At 71.1% G+C, this 19611-nt stretch carries 12 protein-coding genes, 1 pseudogene and 1 riboswitch; of the genes and pseudogenes, 7 read left to right on the top strand and 6 right to left on the bottom strand.

The annotated features are described in order from the left end of the window. Window positions 1-96: 96 nt before the first annotated feature. From FK267_RS10010 to ribH, 5 genes are all read left to right on the top strand, one after another. On the top strand, window positions 97-1584 hold the full coding sequence (locus tag FK267_RS10010; RefSeq protein WP_141407075.1) for a DUF1846 domain-containing protein: 1488 nt from the start codon (window positions 97-99) through the stop codon (window positions 1582-1584). A gap of 131 nt (window positions 1585-1715) precedes the next feature. Further along, window positions 1716-1845: riboswitch (FMN riboswitch) on the top strand. Window positions 1846-1931: 86 nt separating this feature from the next. Then, entirely contained in the window at window positions 1932-3020 is a 1089-nt protein-coding gene (gene ribD / locus FK267_RS10015; RefSeq protein ID WP_141407076.1) for a bifunctional diaminohydroxyphosphoribosylaminopyrimidine deaminase/5-amino-6-(5-phosphoribosylamino)uracil reductase RibD, read from the top strand. Next, complete coding sequence (locus FK267_RS10020) at window positions 3020-3679, top strand: riboflavin synthase (protein WP_141407077.1); 660 nt, start codon at window positions 3020-3022, stop codon at window positions 3677-3679. Before ribD ends, FK267_RS10020 begins: the two co-directional genes overlap by 1 nt. Further along, window positions 3673-5004 (top strand): bifunctional 3,4-dihydroxy-2-butanone-4-phosphate synthase/GTP cyclohydrolase II, encoded by a 1332-nt coding sequence (locus tag FK267_RS10025; protein ID WP_141407078.1) that lies wholly within the window; start codon window positions 3673-3675, stop codon window positions 5002-5004. Before FK267_RS10020 ends, FK267_RS10025 begins: the two co-directional genes overlap by 7 nt. Further along, window positions 5001-5474, top strand: coding sequence for a 6,7-dimethyl-8-ribityllumazine synthase (ribH, locus tag FK267_RS10030; RefSeq protein ID WP_141407079.1), 474 nt, complete (start codon window positions 5001-5003; stop codon window positions 5472-5474). Before FK267_RS10025 ends, ribH begins: the two co-directional genes overlap by 4 nt. Window positions 5475-5481: 7 nt before the next feature. Here ribH and holA read toward each other — a convergent pair whose 3' ends face one another. From holA to FK267_RS10055, 5 genes are all read right to left on the bottom strand, one after another. Further along, the gene (gene holA, locus FK267_RS10035; protein ID WP_232622604.1) at window positions 5482-6384 is read right to left on the bottom strand and encodes a DNA polymerase III subunit delta; all 903 of its coding nucleotides are present in this window, start codon (window positions 6382-6384) and stop codon (window positions 5482-5484) included. Next, the gene (locus FK267_RS10040) at window positions 6381-8273 is read right to left on the bottom strand and encodes a ComEC/Rec2 family competence protein (protein ID WP_141407080.1); all 1893 of its coding nucleotides are present in this window, start codon (window positions 8271-8273) and stop codon (window positions 6381-6383) included. The genes holA and FK267_RS10040 overlap by 4 nt, the downstream gene beginning before the upstream one ends. Then, complete coding sequence (locus FK267_RS10045; RefSeq protein ID WP_141407199.1) at window positions 8270-9043, bottom strand: ComEA family DNA-binding protein; 774 nt, start codon at window positions 9041-9043, stop codon at window positions 8270-8272. Before FK267_RS10045 ends, FK267_RS10040 begins: the two co-directional genes overlap by 4 nt. A gap of 157 nt (window positions 9044-9200) precedes the next feature. Further along, window positions 9201-10076 carry a DegV family protein gene (locus FK267_RS10050; protein WP_141407081.1) on the bottom strand — a complete coding sequence of 292 codons (876 nt, stop codon included), beginning with the start codon at window positions 10074-10076 and terminating at the stop codon, window positions 9201-9203. A 69-nt stretch (window positions 10077-10145) separates the two neighbouring features. Next, a complete protein-coding gene (locus FK267_RS10055) occupies window positions 10146-11402 on the bottom strand; it encodes a glycosyltransferase (protein WP_070512558.1) in 1257 nt (418 codons plus the stop codon). Window positions 11403-11668: 266 nt separating this feature from the next. Between FK267_RS10055 and FK267_RS10060 the strand changes: the two genes are divergently transcribed. Next, the gene (locus tag FK267_RS10060) at window positions 11669-13681 is read left to right on the top strand and encodes a helicase HerA-like domain-containing protein (RefSeq protein WP_141407082.1); all 2013 of its coding nucleotides are present in this window, start codon (window positions 11669-11671) and stop codon (window positions 13679-13681) included. Between the two features lie 121 nt (window positions 13682-13802). Here the strand turns inward: FK267_RS10060 and FK267_RS10065 are convergent, their stop codons facing one another. After that, entirely contained in the window at window positions 13803-16784 is a 2982-nt protein-coding gene (locus tag FK267_RS10065) for a leucine--tRNA ligase (RefSeq protein WP_141407083.1), read from the bottom strand. A gap of 404 nt (window positions 16785-17188) precedes the next feature. Between FK267_RS10065 and FK267_RS10070 the strand changes: the two are divergent. After that, window positions 17189-19598 (top strand): annotated as a pseudogene (locus FK267_RS10070) (HNH endonuclease signature motif containing protein). The last annotated feature ends 13 nt before the right edge of the window (window positions 19599-19611 follow it).

The following is a 19611-nucleotide window of genomic DNA, read 5'->3' on the forward strand; positions in this document are numbered from 1 at the left end:
CAGTGAGCATCTGAAGGGCGCCTCCCACCGGGGAGGCGCCCTCCCCTTTTTCCCATCACCTTCACCCGTTCATCAGACCGCTTCAAGGAGAGCCCATTGCGCATCGGATTCGACCGCGACAAGTACCTGCGGATGCAGTCCAGCCACATCGCGGAGCGCCGCGCCCAGTTCGGCGGCAAGCTCTATCTAGAGTTCGGCGGCAAGCTCATCGACGACATGCACGCCTCGCGCGTGCTGCCGGGCTTCACCCCGGACAACAAGATCGTCATGCTCGCCGAGCTGGCCGACGAGGTCGAGATCGTCATGGCGGTCAACGCCAAGCACCTCGCCCGCAACAAGGTCCGCGCGGACCTGGGCATCCCCTACGAGGACGACCTGCTGCGCCACATCGACGCCTTCCGCAGCTACGGGCTCTACGTGGGCAGCGTCGTCGTGACCCAGTGGACTGATGACAACCGCCAGGCCCAGGACTTCAAGCGCAAGCTCGAGGCGCTGGGCATCACCGTCTACCGCCACTTCCCCATCCCCGGCTACCCCGGTGACGTCGCCCGCATCGTCTCGGCGGAGGGCTACGGGCGCAACGAGTACATCGAGACCAGGCGGGACCTCGTGGTCGTCACCGCCCCCGGCCCGGGCAGCGGCAAGATGGCCACCTGCCTGTCCCAGATCTACCACGACCACCAGCGGGGCATCTCCTCGGGCTACGCGAAGTTCGAGACCTTCCCGATCTGGAACCTGCCCCTGGACCACCCGGTCAACATCGCCTACGAGGCCGCCACCGCCGACCTCGACGACGTCAACATGATCGACCCCTTCCACCTGGCGGCCCACGGCGTCCAGACCGTCAACTACAACCGCGACGTCGAGGTCTTCCCGGTCCTGAGCCGCCTGTTCGAGGAGATCCTGGGCTCCTCGCCCTACGCCTCTCCTACGGACATGGGTGTCAACATGGCCGGCAACTGCATCAGCGATGATGATGCCTGCCGGCAGGCCGCCTGCCAGGAGATCATCCGCCGCTACTACCGGGCCCTGGTGACCGAGAAGCGCGAGGTCATCGCCCCCGTCCAGTCCCAGCGGATCGCGCTGCTCATGGCCAAGGTGGGGGTGAGCAAGGAGGACCGCCCTGTCGTGCGGCCCACACTGGAGGTGGCTGAGGCCACCGGCGAGCCGGCCTCGGCGATCGAGCTGCCCGACGGGCGCATCGTGACGGGCAAGACCTCCGCCCTGCTGGGGTGCTCCTCGGCGATGCTGCTCAACGCTCTCAAGCTCCTGGCCGGGATCGATGATGACGTCAACCTGCTGGCCCCGGCCTCCATCGAACCCATCCAGAAGCTCAAGACCCAGAGGCTGGGAAGCCGCAACCCGCGCCTGCACACCGACGAGGTGCTCATCGCCCTGGCCGTGTCCGCCAACGGGGATGACAACGCCCGCAAGGCTCTCGACCAGCTCGAGACGCTGCGGGGCTGCGACGTTCACACCTCCACGATCCTGGGCTCGGTGGACGAGGGCATCTTCCGCGCCCTGGGAGTCCAGGTCACCAACGAGCCCGTCTACGCCACTAAGTCCCTGTACCGCAAGAAGTGAGGCCCGGTGCGGGCCACCCTCCTGCGGTGCGCCCGCACCCGGACACCCTGCCGAGGTGTGGATGGTCACATAGGTGCGCAGAGGTGACTGAACGCACTCGCGCGCGGTACATTCTCCCCAACGAGATGAGCTCGTGTGCTCTGGGGTCGGTGAAAGTCCGAACCGGCGGTGACAGTCCGCGACCCGGTCGCATCCAGCGACCGGCTGACCAGGTGGAACTCCTGGACCGACGGTGAGAGTCCGGATGGGAAGCGCACACGGGACACACCATGCCTCGCCCGCTGCCGTGCACCCGGCGGTCGACCATGGCGGTGTCTCTCCCCAGCGCACCCGAGGGAGAGGACCGGATGACCTCGTTCACCACCGTGCAGACGGCCGCGATGCAGCGCGCCCTACGGGCCGCGGCCTCCCCCGACGCCCCGCCCGGCCCCAACCCCCGGGTCGGCTGCGTCATCCTCTCCCCCGACGGCGACGTCCTCGCCGAGGGCCATCACCGTGGCGCCGGCAGCGCCCACGCCGAGGTCGACGCACTGGCGAACCTCGCCGCGACGGGCGCCTCCGCCCGAGGAGCGAGCGTCCTGGTCACCCTCGAACCGTGCAACCACCAGGGCCGCACCGGCCCGTGCGTCCAGGCGCTCCTCGACGCCGGCGTGGCCGAGGTCATCTACGCCCAGGACGACCCGACCGAGCAGGCCGGGGGCGGCGCGGCGGCGCTGGAGGCCGCCGGCGTGCGGGTACGGCGCGGGCTGTGCGCCCAGGAGGCCGCGCGTCTCAACCGCCCGTGGCTCCTGGCCGTGACCCGCGGGCGCCCCATGGTGACGTGGAAGCTCGCCGCCACCCTCGACGGCCGTATCGCCGCTGCTGACGGCACCAGCCAGTGGATCACCCCGGTGGCGGCCCGCCACGACGCCCACCGCCTGCGCCGCCAGTGCGACGCCATCATGGTGGGCACCGGCACCGCCCTCGCCGACGACCCCGCCCTCACCGTCCGCGATGAGGCGGGTCAGCACGCGCCGGCCCACCTCCAGCCGCTGCGCGTCGTCGTCGGCTCCAGGAGCCTGCCTCCCACCTCCAGGGTGCTCGCCGACGATCACTACCTCCTCCTGCCCGACCACGATCCGCGCGCCGTCCTGGCCGTCCTCGCCGGGCGCGAGATCCGCCATGTCCTGCTCGAAGGAGGCCCGACCCTCGCGACCGCATTCCTGCGCGCCGGTCTCGTCGACCAGGTCATCGCCTACACGGCCCCCACGCTTCTGGGCGCGGGAGCGGCCGCCCTCGCCGACTTCGGGGCGGCGACGATCAGCGATGCCCTGAGGCTGAGTCACCCCCGCGTCGAGGTCCTCGGCGCAGGTGACGAGCTCGCCGTCCGCTTCTGCGGTGATCTGGAGGCCGACGACGTTCCCACTGCCCACATCCACACCGAGGAGAGTCACTGATGTTCACCGGAATCGTCGAGGAGCTCGGACGCGTCGTCCGGCTCGAGACCGTCGAGGACAGCGCCCGGCTGACGGTCGAGGCGCCCACCGTCACCCAGGACGTGAGCCTGGGCGACTCCGTCAGCGTCAACGGGTGCTGCCTGACGGTCACCGCCGTGCACGGGAGCACCTTCACCGCCGACCTCATGGCCGAGACTCTCACGCGCACCACCCTGGGCTCTCAGGCGCCGGGAGACCCGGTCAACCTCGAGCGCGCCCTGCGCGCCAGTGACCGGCTCGGCGGGCACATCGTCCAGGGGCACGTCGATGCCACCGCCGAGGTCCTCGACCACCACCGCGGTGAGCACTGGGACCTCCTACGCATCGGCCTGCCGCAGGAGATCGCCCGTTACGTGGCCGTCAAGGGATCGGTCGCCCTCGACGGGGTGTCGCTGACAGTCGTCGACGTCGTCGACGCCCCCAGCACCCTCGACGTCGCCCCTGTGCCGGGTGCGGGGGCATCGCTCAGCGTCGGGCTCATTCCCGAGACGCTGCGACGCACGACCCTGGGCTCGAGGCGACCCGGAGAACGGGTCAACCTCGAAGTCGACGTCATGGCCAAGTACGCCGAGCGTCTTCTGGGCGCCCGCCCGAGCCAGGAGGGGCAGCAGGCATGCTGAGCACCAGGAGCGCATCCCCGGGCACGCGCATGGACCGCGTCGAGGACGCTCTCGCCGCCCTGCGCGAGGGCCGGACGGTCATCGTCGTCGACGATGAGAGCCGGGAGAACGAGGGGGACCTCATCCTGCCCGCGCAGAGCGCCACGACCGAGCAACTGGCCTTCGCGATCCGGCACTCGACCGGCATCATCTGCGCACCCATGGCGGGCCAGGAACTCGACCGCCTGGGCATCCCCATGATGACCGAGCACAACACCGATCCCAAGAGGACGGCCTTCACCCTGAGCGCCGACGCCCGCACCGGCATCACCACGGGTGTGAGCGCCGCCGACCGGGCTCGCACCGTCCGCGTCCTGGCGGACCCGGGCTCAGCTCCCGACGACCTCGTCCGCCCCGGCCACGTCTTCCCCCTGCGGGCGCGCGAGGGCGGGATCCTCACGCGCCGCGGTCACACGGAGGCCGCCGTTGACCTCATGCGCCTGTCGGGCAACCGGCCCGTGGGGGTCCTCGTGGAGGTCATCAACGACGACGGCACCATGGCGCGGCGGCACCAGCTGCGTGAGCTCGCCGACGCCCACGCCATGCCCATGATCTCGATCAGTGACCTGGAGCGCTACCGGTGGCTGCACGAGGAGCTCGTCGAGGAGGTCGTCTCGGCGCACCTGCCCACCGCGCACGGGGAGTTCACCGCCCACGCCCTGCGCAGCAGGGTTGACGGCACCGAGTACCTCGCACTGGTGTGCGGCCGCATCGCTGACGGCGAGGAGGTCCTCACCCGAGTCCACTCCGCCTGCCTGACCGGCGACGTCCTGTCCTCCCTGCGCTGTGACTGCGGGCCGCAGCTGCGCGCCGCCATGGAGGCGATCAGTGCCCGTGGCCGCGGGGTCCTCGTCTACGCCTCCGACCATGAGGGGCGCGGCATCGGGCTCATCGACAAGCTCCGCGCCTACGCGCTGCAGGAGGAGGGTATGGACACCCTCGACGCCAACGTCGCGCTGGGGCTGCCGGCCGACGCCCGCAGCTACGCCACCGCCGCCCAGGTGCTGCGGCATCTGGGAGTGCGCTCGGTCGAGCTCATGACGAACAACCCGGACAAGGTGGCCGGCCTGGAGCGCTACGGCGTCGGTGTCCGCTCCATGACGCCGACACCGACCTTCGCCAACGGGGAGAACCTCGACTACCTGCGCACCAAGCGCGACCGCATGGGCCATCTGCTCAGCGGGCTCGACCGCACCGGGGCCGACACGGACTCACCTCCCGGTGAGACGAGGGCCGACGACGACACCTGGCACACGAGCGACCACAACGAAGGAGAGGAACGATGAGCGGATCCGGGGCACCTGAGCAGAGCGCACCTCACGCACGGGGCATGAGGGTGACAGTCGTGGCCGCCCAGTGGCACGAGCGCATCATGGGGGGCCTGGTCGCCGGGGCGCTGCGCGCCGTCGAGGAGGCCGGAGCCCAGGCGAGCGTCGTCCGGGCGGTGGGCTCCTTCGAGCTACCGGTCCTCGCCGCGGCCGCCGCCCGGGGCGGTGCCGAGGCGGTCGTCGCGCTGGGCGTCGTCATCCGCGGCGGCACCCCGCACTTCGACTACGTGTGCCGGGCCGCGACCGACGGGCTGAGCCGGGTGGCGCTGGACACCGGGGTGCCGGTGGGCTTCGGCGTGCTCACCTGCGACGACGAGGCCCAGGCACTGGCCCGCTGCGGAGGACCGGGATCGCAGGAGGACAAGGGCTACGAGGCGGCGTGCGCGGCGATGTCCACGGCGCTCACGCTGGCCGCCATGCGGGGCTGAGAACGACTCAGCGCCGGCGACTGCCGGCGCGGCGGGCGTTGCAGATCGTCAGGACCGCCCGCTCGACGGCGTAGACGGGGTCGCGGCTGGCCCCCTTGGCCTCGGCGTCGGCCCGGGCCACGGCCAGGATCGAGGTGGCCAGGGCGTCGTCGGACCAGCCCTGGAGCTCGCGGCGGGCCCGGTCCACCTGCCAGGGGGCCATGCCCAGCTCGGCGGGGCTCATGCGTCTGCCCCCGGCGGCCGCGACCCGGGCGAGCTGGCGCACCTTCATGGCCAGGGCCGCGACGATGGCCACCGGGTCGGTGCCGGTGGCCACGGCGTGGCGCAGGGCCGTGATGGCGGCCGGGGTGTTGCCGGCCGCGGCGGCGTCGGCCACGGTGAAGCCGGTGGCCTCGATGCGCCCGGCGTAGTAGGTGCGCACGTGGTCGACGCTGATGGTGCCCTGGGTGTCGGCGAGGAGCTGGTCGACGGCGGAGCACAGCTCGCGCAGGTCGCTGCCCAGGGCGTCGACGAGGGCACCGACGGCCTCGGGGGCGATGCTTCGTCCGGCGCGGCGCACGTCGGCCACGACCAGGGAGGACTTGTCCTTGGCGCTCTTGACGGCCTCGCACTGAATGGTCGGGTAGGGCGAGGCCTTGATGGCGTCCAGCAGGCGCTTGCCCCGCTGGCCCCCGTTGTGGCGCAGGATGACGCTGACCTCGGGGTCGGCGGCGCCCACGTAGGCGATGAGGTCGCTCAGCAGGGCGTCAGTCATCTGCTCCAGCGCGGGGACGTAGACGAGCCGGGGCTCACCGAACAGGGAGGGCGACACGAGGGTGTCGAGCTGGTGGGGCTCGTAGGTGGCGGCCTCCAGGCGCGTGATCTCGGTGGTGGGGTCCTTGGCCTTGGCCAGCGCCAGGAGGCTCCTCACCGCTCGGTCGGCGAGGACCTCCTCGCCGGCGCGGATGAGGACGATCGGCGCCAGCTGGGCCTGGTCCCAGCGCAGTCCAGCCGGTGCCTTGCGCGGGCCCCGGGAGCGGGGGGTGCGGGTCGCTGCCATGGGGCAAGCCTGCCACGAGCAGGCCGCGTCAACCGCCCGGCTTTCTCCAGCAGGGCGCGGCGGGCGCGGGGAGCCACCAGGATCAGGACCCCGATCTCACAGGCCCCCAGTGCCAGGGCGCCCGCGAGGCCGCCAGGCCAGGGCAGGGCGGCGCCGGGCAGGTGGGCGAAGAAGCCGGCGACGAGCACCATCCAGGAGCAGGCCGCGAGCGCCGGCCAGGCGGTGACGGTGGCGGCCGCGGGCCAGGCCGGTGCGATCAGCGCCGCCAGGAGCCCGCTGATGGTGGCGATGACGGCGGCCGGTTCACTGAGCAGGTTGGCGGGCACCGACCAGGCCCCCACCGAGGGCTGAAGGAGGATGAGGATCGGCCCGCAGGCAGCCTGGGCCACCAGCGGCAGGGCCACGGCGGTGGCCAGCCACCTGGGCAGGCGGCGTGAGAGGTGGGCCGCGACTGGCTTGGAGCCGATGACGATCCCGGCGGTGGCCGCCACGGACAGTGCGAAGCCGTAGTCGCGGGACTGCCAGGGGTCGATGAGCAGCAGGACGATGGCTCCGGCGCACAGGGCGGGCACGGAGGCGGCGCGTCTGCCGGCAACGACGCCCAGCAGCATGACGGCCCCCATGGTGGCGGCGCGCAGCACGGAGCCTGAGGGGCGCACCAGGATGACGAGGAGGGTGAGCATGACTGCGCCGAGCAGTGCCCGCCACCGCCGGGGCAGCGCCCCGAGGGCTTCCAGGCCCAGTCCCAGGATGATGGCGACGTGCTGCCCGGAGACGGCGGTCAGGTGCGTCATGGAGACGGTGCGCATGTCCTCGCGCAACGGGGCCGGCAGGGCGTGGTCGTCGCCCAGGGCGACACCGGGTACGAGGCTGCGGGCTCCCGGCGGCCAGAGACCTGTCTCCTCCCCCGCTCCTGCGGCGACCGGGGCCCCGATGCCCGGGGCGCCGACGGCCTGGGCGAGACCGGCGCGGACGGAGGTGACGGCCCCGAGTATCCCGCTCGGTGGGCCAAGGACGGTCAGACCGGTGCGCTTGGGGATGATGGCCGCCTCGGCGCGGCCGGGCTCGGTGGGCCTCAGGCGCGTGCGCACGCGGACGCGGGTCCCCATGGGCAGGCTCAGCCACTGCGTGTCGCCCAGGACGGTGGCGCTCAGGGTGGAGGCCCGCGTGTCCACTTGCTCGACGTCGAGGGTGGTGATGACCAGGGTGGAGCGGCTGGTGGCTGAGACTCGCGGCTGCTGGGAGACGGTGCCGATGAGGGTGACCGGCTGCCCAGTGGCCACTGCCGCGGTCAGCGGGTCGCGCTGGCGGGCCCACAGGTGGACGGCGCTGATGGTCAGGACCGTCGCGGCGCACAGGGCGCACACGAGCAGGCTGGCGCTGAGGGTCCCCATCGCTCCGGGGTCGTGCTCGGGGGCGCCGGGACGCGGGTCGGCCCGGTGGCGCGGTGGCCGGAAGCGCAGGACAAGAACCACGAGCAGCGCAGCCAGGGCGGTGCACCCGGAGGCCAGGAGCAGGACCTGCCTCCAGGCGTCTGCCGCCTCACGTCCAACGGCCCACCCGGCGCCGGCCCAGCAGGCCAGCACTGGGGCGAGCAGGCGCAGGTCGAGGGCCTCGGGGGCCTTGGAGGAGGTGGCGTGCTGACCTCCGTCTGGGTACCGGTTGCGCTCCTGCTCCTGGCGCAGGTGCGCATACAGCGCGGGGTCGTCCCAGGGGGCCCTGGGACTGCCCCCACCATTGCCCCCGTGGTCCTCGTTCATACGGTGGCCTGTTCTCGCAGGCCCTCGAGCTTGGCCTTGCCGATGCCGGGGACGTCGGTGAGGGCGTCAACGCTGGCGAAGGGCCCGTGGGAGTCGCGGTACTCAACGATGCGTTGGGCCAGGGCCGGGCCGATTCCGGGCAGCTTCTCCAAGTCGGTTGCGGAGGCCGTGTTGATGTTGATCGTCCCGGATGCGCCGCCGTCGCCGGACTTTCCCGGGGCGGTTCGCGCACCGGAGGCGGCGTCCCCACCGGTTTGGGGTGCAGGATCGGGCAGGACCTCGCCGATGCGCGGGACCCGGATCTGCTCGCCGTCGATCAGGACCCGGGCGAGGTTGAGCTGCTGGGTGTCTGCCTCCGCGCTGGCTCCTCCGACGGCGTTGATGGCGTCGGTGACGCGGCTTCCCGGAGGTAGGGTCACCACCCCCGGCCTGCTCACCGCCCCGGTGACGTGGACGACGACGCTGCCCGATGTCGTGCTCAAGCCACCTGGTCCTGCTGCCGGTCCCGTGGTCGGCACCATGGCCGGTTTCATGGCTGGACTCGCGGCCGCCCCTGTGGGTGGGGGCCGCATTGGAGCCGATGCCCCTGCCGCTGCGGCCGGAGCCTCGTGGCCGCCGGTGCCGGCGGAGACCAGCACGGCTCTCAGGGCCAGGGCGAGAGCCAGGATGAGGAGGGCGGAGCCGGCGATGATCGCCGCCCGGGGCGCGATCGCGAGGCGACGTGGCCGGCGCACCGGCTCCTCGGGGTCGGTTGAGCAGGCCAGACGCACAAGGTCGTCCAGGGACCTGTGCGCGTCGCTCCGTCTGGCTCCCATGTCCTCGACGGTAGGGACCGGACCCATGGGGCGCATGGTGAGGCCGTCTGCCCTGTGGAGAGCACTGGCGCCTGGCGGCCTGTGGCAACCGGGCCGCGTCGTCAGGCCTGGCTCAATGGGTCTTCAGGTCCGGGGCGACGGCGATGCCGAGGGCGCCGGGGCCCACGTGGGTGCTCGTCGCCTCGTCGACCGGGAGGGGGAGGACCTCGGAGACCTTGGCTCCTGCCTCCTCCATGGCCTGGCGCAGATCGGTCTCGAGCAGTGCCAGCTTGGAGGCGTCGTCGCCTTGAATGACCAGGCGCACCGGGTCTGCGGGGTGCCTGGGGCCGGACAGGACGGTCCCGCCGGCGACGCGGACGGCCTGCGCGATGAGGTGGCGCCTGGCGCGGGCCGCTCCGCGCACGGTCTCCAGCGTCCGGATTCCGTCGCGGGTCAGGGCCAGGACCGGGCGGATTCCCAGGACACCGTCCAGGCGGGCCGTGGTGCGGTCGATCCTTCCCGAGCGGGCCAGGCGTCCCAGGTCGTCGACGACGAAGAGCTGGCAGGAGCGGGCGGTGCTGGCCTGAGCCAGGGCGGCGCCGCGACGGGCGTCGTGGGCGCCGGAGGCTGCCAGTACCGCGAGCCCCAGGGCGCCGGAGCTGGTGCCGGAGTCGACCACGCGCAGCCACTGCGGGCGTCGGCGCCCCGCGCTCGGGCCCGGGCCGTTGGGCTGGTCCCGGTACTCGGCCTCGAGCTGGGCGGCGGCGATGCGGGCGTTGTCCACGGTGCCGGACAGGGCCGAGGAGATGTGGATGGCCAGGACCTCCTCGGCCCTGCTGGCCGCACGCCGGTAGGCGTCCACCAGCTCCTGGACACTGGGCCGTGAGGTGGTGGCGGACTCACCGTTGTCAGCGGGGATGGCGTGCAGCGGCACCACCTCGATCGCGCGCTCACGCAGCAGGGGCTCCGTCAGGCAGGCGGCGGAGTCGGTGACGACGGCGAGCGACATGCCGCATACCTTATCGGCAAGCCGCCCACTGACCGGCAAGGCGCCACGGCTGCTCTCCAGGGCCGGCCGTCAGCGATACGAGACCAGGAGATCCTCGTAGAGGTTGATGAGCCGCCTGGTCATCGTCTCGGAGTCGAACTGCTGAGCCACCTCCAGGGCCCCCTCGGACAGCGCGGCGAGCCGGGCGTCGTCGGACAGCAGGGAGGCGAAGACCCGGGCGAAGTCCTCCCCCTCGATGCCGTCGGTGAGAATCGCGTTGCGCTCGGTGAGGCACTCGGTCATCCGCTCGTCGCAGTAGACGATCGGCAGCCCGCAGGCAGCGGCCTCCAGGAACACCATGGGCTGGTTGTCGAAGTGGTAGGAGGCCAGGGAGAAAACGTCGGCCTGCTTGAGCAGGACGGCGACCTCCTCCGGCGAGCACTTGCCGGTCAGGATCACCCGGTCAGCCACCCCGAGCTCCTCGGCTCGCCGCCCCAGCTCCTCCTGGGAGGGGCCCGGGCCCACGAGCACCAGCTTGACCGGCAGGCCGGACAGGTGGGGCATGGCCTCAACGAGCGTCATCTGCCGCTTCTCCGGGCTGAGGCGGGCCACGCAGATGATGATCTTCTCGCCGGGGGCCTTGGGGATCGGTGAGTCGGCCGCGCGGGCACTGCGGTAGCGGGTGGAGTCCAGCCCGTTGGGCAGCACCATGCAGGGGGTGGTCAGTCCGCCGTCGTCGATGAGGATCCGGGCCAGGTGCTGGGAGGGCGACAGGCAAGCGTCGCACTTGTTGGCGAAGGCCGCCGTCAGGCGCCACCCCTGACGGGACAGGGCCGTCTTCATGTCGCGCTTGTTGAGGTGCTTGATGGTCTCCCGGTGAACGCGCGGCAGGACAGGCTGCGACTTGAGCGCCACGGGGAAGGCGACGGACAGGGCCAGCAGGCCCGAGAGCACGGCCAGCGGGTAGTCGTCGATGAGCTCGGTGTAGAGGGTGTGGATGGTGGTGACGTGGGGGATGTTCTGGCGCTTGGCCACCCAGTGCGCCAGGACCCCCAGGCTGAACTGGGTCTGGCTGTGGACGATGTCGAAGTCGTAAGCGTCGAAGCGCCGGGCCAGGCCCGGATAGATGGTGGCGACCTCGCGGCTGTCGAAGACGTAGTAGCGCGAGGAGGACAGGCGGATGACGTGGTCGTCGGTCTCCTCATAGCCCTCGGCCTTGGGGGCCACCACGTAGACCTCGTGTCCCATGCGCTCCAGGGCGGCACGGAAGGTGGCTGTGGAGGTTGCCACGCCGTGGACGGAGGGCAGGTAGTCGTCAATGAAGAAGGCGATCCGCACAGCGTTCACCTGTTCCTGTGGTTCGGGTGCACCAGCAGCCGGCCCGTCAGGGGCGGTTCTTTCGGAAACGACGACGCAGGGGGCAGCATGGGGCGTGTAAACCTCGCGGCACTGGGGCGGGCAGGTGCGGGATCAGACGTACTATCTCAACGCCATTGAGGCCCGAGGGTACCTTGTTAGCCGGGCTCCTGCTTCTCTCGCGGTCAGAAACGGCGCCGGCTCCACTGGCACGCCCAGGTCAGCGCACTGGCAGGTTCGGCGTTTACGATGGCTCCATGACCGATTCCGCTGAGATCGCACGCCTCAAGGCCGAGGCCGCCCAGGCCGCCGCCGAAGCCGCCGCAGCCAAGGCAGCCGCCGCCCAGGCGGCCCTTGACGCCGCCATCGCCTCCACCCCGGCCTCGGCCGTGGAGCAGGCCGGTGAGCCCCGCACTACTGACGCATCGGGCGAGACCCCCGCTCAGGCAGCCGACGCCGCTCCCTCCGACGAACCGGCTGCGGCCGCCGAACAGCCCCAGCAACCGGTGCAGGAGCCAGTTCAGGAGCCGGCCCCCGCGCAGGCTGAGACCGCCGCTGCAGCCGAGCAGGCATCGGGCAGTCAGGAGGCCGAGGAGACCGGCTACACCGCCCAGGTGCGTTCCGGCTACAGCTTCTCCTCCCCCACCCTGCCGGTGGGCACCTACCTCGACACGCTCTCGGGCGGCGAGCCCGCGGCGGTCAAGGACCTGTCGGTGGGCATCCCGCTGGGACTGCTCAACCGGCACGCACTGGTGGCCGGGGCGACCGGAACCGGTAAGACCCGCACGCTCCAGCTCCTGGCCGAGGGGCTGTCCGCCGCCGGCGTCCCGGTGTTCCTGGCCGACGTCAAGGGGGACCTGACCGGACTGGCCGAGGCCGGAGCCTCCAACGACAAGATCGCCTCCCGCATCGCCTCCACCGGTCAGGACTGGACGGGCCAGTCCTTCCCCATCGAGCTGTTCAACCTCGGCGGGTCGGACTCCGGCGCCGGCATCAGCGGCACCCCGATCCGCACGACGGTCACCGAGTTCGGGCCGATCCTGCTCTCGCGGGTCCTGGGCCTGAACGACACGCAGGCCTCCGCCCTCCAGCTGGTCTTCCACTGGGCCGACAGCCAGGGGCTGGCCCTGCTGGACCTGAAGGACCTGCGCGCCGTCGTCGACTACCTGACGAACACGGAGGCCGGTAAGGAGGAGCTCAAGACCATCGGCGGGGTCTCCGCGGCCACGGCCGGGGTCATCCTGCGGGAGATCGCCGCCCTGGAGGCGGCCGGCGGCGAGGCCTTCTTCGGTGAGCCGGCGCTCGACGTGCGTGACCTCATGCGGGTCTCCCCCGATGGGCGCGGCATCATCTCCGCCCTGGAGCTGGCCGACATCCAGTCCCAGGGCACGCTGTTCTCCACCTTCCTCATGTGGCTGCTCGCCGAACTCTTCGAGACCCTGCCGGAGGTCGGCGACCCGGACAAGCCCACCATGGTGTTCTTCTTCGACGAGGCGCACCTGCTGTTCTCCGGCGCCTCGAAGGCCTTCCTGGAGGCCGTGGTGCGCACGGTGCGGCTCATCCGCTCCAAGGGCGTGGGCATCGTCTTCATCACCCAGTCCCCCACGGACGTCCCCGACGAGGTCCTGGCCCAGCTCGGCAGCCGGGTGCAGCACGCGCTGCGCGCCCACACCCCGGCCGACGCCGCCAACCTCAAGAAGGCGGTCTCCACCTTCCCGGTCAGCCCGGTGGACCTCAGCCGGGTGCTCACGTCGCTGGGCACCGGCCAGGCCGTCGTCAGCGTGCTGGACGAGAAGGGGCGCCCGGCGCCGGTGGCCCCGGTGGTCATCAACGTCCCCGCCGCCGTCATGGGGCCGGCCCAGGACGGCACCGTCAGCCAGGTACTGACCTCCTCACCGCTGAAACCCAAGTACGCCACGAGTGTGGACAACGAGTCCGCCTACGAGCTGCTGGCCCAGCGGGTCCAGGCCGACGCCGAGGCCGCCGAGGCCGCTCGCGCCGCCGAGCAGGCCGCCAAGGAGCAGGCCAAGGCCGACGCCGCCGCGCAGAAGGCCCTGGAGAAGGAGGCCGCCCGCCAGGCGGCTCAGCGTCAGAAGGAGGCCGAGCGCCTGGAGCGCGAGGCCGTCAAGGAGGCCCAGCGTCGCCAGCGCGAGGCGGAGAGGGCCGCCGAGCGCCGCAAGCGGGAGGTCGAGAAGACCATCGGCTCGGTGGGTCGCCAGATCACCCGCGAGATCACGCGCTCCATCTTCGGCACCCTCAGGCGCCGCTGAGAACCGGCTCATGCTGAGCGAAGGGGCTGCACCAACCATCTCGGATTGGTGCAGCCCCTCGTGCTACTGCTGGGCTACCGCGGCGCGGCCGTGAGCGGCGCCGTCGGGGAGCCCGCCGCGGTTACTCGGGGACGATGCTCACCAGCTTGGGGGCGCGCACGATCACCTTGCGCACGCCGCGCCCGTCCAGGGTGCGGATGACGCCGGGGGCCTCCAGGGCCAGTTTCTCGAGCTCGGCCTCGGAGATGTCGGGGTCGACTTCGAGGCGGTCGCGGACCTTGCCCTTGACCTGGATGACGCAGGTGACCTTCTCGGCGGCCAGCAGCGCCTCGTCGGTCACGACCGGGAAGTCCTCGTGGGCCAGGGAGTGCTCGTGGCCCAGGCGCTTCCAGATCTCCTCGGCGATGTGCGGAGCCACAGGCGCCGTCATGAGGACGAGGGCCTCGACGGCCTCGCGCGGGACCTCCCCGAGCCCGGTGAGGTGGTTGTTGAGGACGATGAGCTTGGCGATGGCCGTGTTCAGGCGCATCCCCTCGTAGTCCTCGCGCACGCCCACGATCGTCTTGGCCACGAGCCGGCGGGTCTCCTCGTCGGCGCTCTGCTCGGTCACCGTCAGCTCGCCGGTGGTCTCGTCGACGACGTTGCGCCACAGGCGCTGCAGGAAGCGCTGGCTGCCGGCGACGGCGCGGGTGTCCCACGGGCGGTCGGCGTCCAGCGGCCCCATGCTCATCTCGTAGACGCGGAAGGTGTCGGCGCCGTAGGCCTCGTACATGTCGTCGGGTGTGACGATGTTCTTCAGGGACTTGCCCATCTTGCCGTACTCGCGGCGCACCGGCTGCCCCTGCCAGAGGTAGCTGGTGGAGCCGTCCTCGGCGGTGACCTCCTCGACCTCGTCGGCGGGCACGTACTGGCCGCGAGCATCGGTGTAGGCGTAGGCCTGGACGTAGCCCTGGTTGAAGAGGCGGTGGTAGGGCTCGGAGGAGGAGACGTGGCCCAGGTCGAACAGGACCTTGTGCCAGAAGCGCGCGTAAAGCAAGTGCAGGACGGCATGCTCGACACCGCCGACGTACAGGTCGGTGCCGCCGGAGACGTTGCCGGCCTGCGGGCGCGGCCCCATCCAGTAGGCCTCGTTAGCCGGGTCGACGAGCGCCTTGTCATCGGTGGGGTCGATGTAGCGCATCTCGTACCAGCACGAGCCGGCCCACTGCGGCATCGTGTTGGTCTCGCGGTAGTACCTCCGGGGGCCGTCGCCCAGGTCGAGCTCGACCTCGACCCACTCGGTGGCCTTGCCCAGCGGCGGCTCCGGGGAGGAGTCGGCGTCGTCGGGGTCGTAGGAGCGCGGCGAGTAGTCGGTGACCTCGGGCAGCTCGACCGGCAGCATCGACTCGGGCAGGGCGTGGACGCCGCCGTCCTCGTCCCACACGATCGGGAAGGGCTCACCCCAGTAGCGCTGGCGGGAGAAGAGCCAGTCGCGCAGGCGGTAGGTGACCGCGCCGCGGCCGGCGCCCTTGGCCTCCAGCCAGCCGATCATGGTGGCCTTGGCCTCGTCCTTGCCCATGCCATTGATGTCCAGGTCGCCCTGGGCGGAGTTCACGACCACACCGTCACCGGTGTAGGCCTGGGCACTCAGGTCGACGCCGTGGGGGTCGTCGGCCGGGCCGATGGTCTGGATGATGTCAATGTCGTACTTGGTGGCGAAGGCGTAGTCGCGCTCGTCGTGGGCGGGCACGGCCATGATGGCGCCGGTCCCGTAGCCCATGAGGACGTAGTCGGCCACGAAGACCGGCACCTTCGCCCCGTTGACGGGGTTGATGCCGAAGAAGCCGGTGAAGACGCCGGTCTTGACCCGGCCCTCGTCGGTGCGGTCGGTGTCCGACGTCGCCGCGGCCTGGGCGCGGTAGGCGGCCACGGCCTCGGCGGGGGTCGCGTAGCCGCCGGTCCAAGCCTCCTTGGTGCCCTCGGGCCAGGCGGCCGGGACGGTCAGGGCCGCGGCGTCGTCAGCGATCTGGGCCTCGGTGCGCACCGAGCCGGAGGCCTGCAGGCCACCCAGCATGGGGTGCTCGGGAGCCACCACCATGAAGGTGGCGCCGAAGAGGGTGTCGGGGCGGGTGGTGTAGACGCTCAGCGACGCGTCCTGCTGGGCGCCTTGTCCGGCCCCGGGCACGGTGAAGGTCACCTCGGCGCCCTCGGAGCGTCCGATCCAGTTGCGCTGCATGAGCTTGACCTTCTCGGGCCAGTCCACGGTGTCCAGGTCTTCGGCGAGGCGGTCGCCGTAGGCGGTGATGCGCATCATCCACTGGCGCAGGTTGCGCTTGAAGACCGGGTAGTTGCCCCGCTCGGAGCGGCCCTCGGAGGTGACCTCCTCGTTGGCCAGCACCGTGCCCAGGCCGGGGCACCAGTTGACAGGGGCGCTGGAGACGTAGGCCAGGCGGAAGGAGTCGATGACCTCGGCCTGCTCGGCGGCGCTCAGAGCGTCCCAGTCGCGGCCGTCGGGAACGGGGACCTGGCCGGAGGCGAGTTTGTCGCGCAGCTCGGTCACCGGCCGGGCCGCACCCTTGCCGCGGCCGTCGCGGCGCGGGGCCTCGGGGTCGAACCAGGAGTTGAAGACCTGCAGGAAGATCCACTGGGTCCAGCGCACGTAGTCGACGTCGATCGTGGCCAGGGAGCGGCGCGGGTCGTGGGACAGGCCCAGGCGACGCAGCTGGCGGCGCATGTTGGCGATGTTGGCCTCGGTGGAGATGCGCGGGTGCTGGCCGGTGGTGACGGCGTACTGCTCGGCGGGCAGGCCGAAGGCGTCGTAGCCCATCGTGTACAGGACGTTCTTGCCGGTCATCCGGGTGAAGCGGGCGACGACGTCGGTGGCGATGTAGCCCAGCGGGTGGCCCACGTGCAGGCCCTTGCCGGAGGGGTAGGGGAACATGTCCAGCAGGAAGAACTTCTCCTTGTCCGCCCCGGGTCCGGCCAGAGCGCCGACTGGGTTGTCGGCGTTGAAGGTGCCCTCGGCCTCCCAGCGGTCCTGCCAGGCGGTCTCGATGGAGTCCGCCAGCTCCGCCGTGTAGCGGAAGGGGGTGTCGGACTCGACCGGTGCGGTTCTCTCTGACATCGCGGCAGCGCTCTTTTCCTACTCGTGCTTCCTGGTGCTGGGGCACAGCCTATCGCCCGCCAGCAGTGGGGCCCGGCGGCGTCCGCCCCACGGGCGGGCGAGACCGGTCACGTCGGTAGAGCCCAGCAAGGTTCGAGCGGTCTCGGCGGGCCCTCACGCCGGCTCCGAGAGGACAAGGCGCCGTCGATGAAGGCCCCAGATATGCGGCTAATCGTTGCTGTTCCAGTGATTCTGGAGTCTGCTTCAGCGTGCGGGGCACGGGCACCACTTGCTATACTGTACATATGTTCGAAGGTGGTGTGCTTCCTCGCGTCCCGGCCGGTGATGCGGTCGGGATGCTGGGTGCGCCTGGCGGGGCTCCCACGTCGATACCGCAGGTCTCGGCAGAGGAGACGGCAGGCCTGTTGGCCTCCCTGGGTGCGGGCCAGGCGCTGGCCGGTGTGGTGGAGGGGCTGCTGGCCCGCCTGCTGGTGGCTGCCCAGGACGCCGACGACGAGTGCTCCACCGCTGACGGGGATGCAGTGCCGCCTCTCTTCACCAATGAGTCGGGTACTGACGTGGCGCTGGTGGCCGCCTCCGAGCAGCGCCGGACGATGGGCGTGGAGGAGGTCGGCACGTCGGGACTGATCGGCCTGGGGGCCTCGGGTTTGGGGGAACTGGCCGCGGCCTGCCGCCGTCTGGCGGCCTGGGCCACCTGGGGCGAGGCTCTGGCGGCGGCCTGCCTGACAGGGTGCCCTGAGTTGTCGAGTCACCCGGGCCAGTGGGGCCCGCATGGTGAGGTCTCTCCGGTGGTGGGTTATGAGGAGCGGCGGTTCAATGCCACCTGTCTGCTCTCCACCCGCCTGGGCATCTCTCGGACTCGGGCCGGTCAGATGGTGGATCACGGCCAGGCCCTCATGAGCATGGGCTTCGCCCCGGTCGAGGCCATGGAACGCTGCGGGGTCCTGGACTCGGCGAAGGCGTTCCTGGTGACCCGCCGCCTGGAAGACGTACCCACTCCGGTGGCGCTCGCAGTCCAGGACAAGGTTCTGCCTCAGGCGCCTAGGCGGAGCGTGTCGCAGGTGGGGCGGGATCTGGATCGTGCCCTGATGGAGATCGACCCTGACGGCCACGCTGAGCGGAGCCAGAACAATACCGAGCGGCGGTGTGTGTCGCGCCCCCGGCCTGCGGGAGAGGGCCTCTGCCAAGTCCGGCTTCTGCTGCCGACTATGGACGCCCTGCTGCTGGACGCCACTCTGGACGCGATCGCCGCTTCGGCGCGGGCCTGCGGCGAGAAGCGCACCCTGGGTCAGCTTAGAGCCGATGCCATCACCGCGATGACCCTCTCAACACTGCGCACCAGCCAGCAGGCCGCCTACCATATGCCCGCGCAAGCCCCCACCACCCCCCGCAAGCACAAATCACGACGGCAGCAGCGGTGGCGACGACGGTACCGACAACGACAATCACGGAGGGTACAGCCTCGGCGGCGGCATCTGCGGCAGCGGCATCGGTGCCAGCGGTGATGACGGTATCTGTGGTGGTGGTGGTTTGAGTGAGCCGGGTTCAGTGCTCTCGTCCTCGGTTCCTCTTGAGCCCCCTTCCCCGGGGCGGCTGCTGCCTGACGGGGTACCTCTGGAAGGGCTCCTGGGCGCTTTGAGCGGCCTGGTGGGATCGAACAGCCCGTGGTGGACCCCTTCAGCCACCGGTCACCTTCCTCTGCCAGAAGGCATCCGTATCAACGTCAACGTCACCGTTCCTCTGAGCAGCCTGGTTGGTCTGGCTCTGCCGGAAGAGGGCCCCACCGGCGGCGTCGATCCCGGAGGCGGCAGCCCCGGCACCTCATCCGAAGACAACCGGCTCCGGGACGGCATTTCTGGGGGCTGTGGTCCTGGGGACAGCGAGAGCCCCGACGACCCCCGCTGTCTTGATCCAGGTGGAGCCGGCCCTGGCGAATGCTCCACCGCCGCGTCCGAGCCTCTCAACAGCGCAGACTCCCCGAGCGGCGGGAGAAATCTGCCCACCCCCGGTGGGAGAAGTCTGCCCGGGCCTAGAGGGAGGAGTCTGCCTGAACTCGCCCCGGTTGCTCCCACCATCCAGCCCACCGCCCAGGTCGTCTCCCCGTTTTCCGCCACACCAGTACAGGTCGCTGAGGTGAGGATCGAGACGCGCAGCGCAGCGGTACCGGCCATGACCGCCTGGGCCCTGGCCGCCGGCGGGACCTGGAGGCGCCTGGTGACCGACCCCGCCAGCGGCACCGTCCTGGACGTCGGCCGCACCAGGTACCGGCCTCCGGTGGGACTTGCGGACCTCGTAAGAGCCCGCGACAAAACATGTGTTTTCCCCACCTGCCAGACTCCGGCCTCCCGCTGCGACATCGACCACCTCACCGCCTGGAGCCAGGGCGGGACCACCAGCCTGGACAACCTCGTGGTGCTCTGTCAGGCCCATCACCGACTCAAGCACACTCCCGGATGGGCACTCACCAGAGACCGTGACAGCGGGGTCTTGTCTTGGCACACCCCGGACAAGACCGGCTATCGGCGCCACCCAGACGGCACCATCGACCGCCTGCCCCACAAGGTCGGCCCCCACCAGCACCTTGTTCCCAGCACCGTCGTCCCGGCCGACCTGAGCCAGCAGATCGGCCCTGAGCTCATCGACCGACTCAACACCGCCCTCGACCGTACCCAGCCCAGCAGCGGCAGTGCCCGCCTCGTGACCCGAGGCCCCCTACCCGGCGAAAAGGCGGGAGACTACGAGACCACCCCTCTTCCGAGGGCCGCCCACTCCCTGGGACTAGCGCCCCTCATCGACCAAGCCCCACCCTTCTGACGAGGACGAAGCG

This window comes from Actinomyces oris, from assembly GCF_006546825.1.
Taxonomy (GTDB): domain Bacteria; phylum Actinomycetota; class Actinomycetes; order Actinomycetales; family Actinomycetaceae; genus Actinomyces; species Actinomyces oris.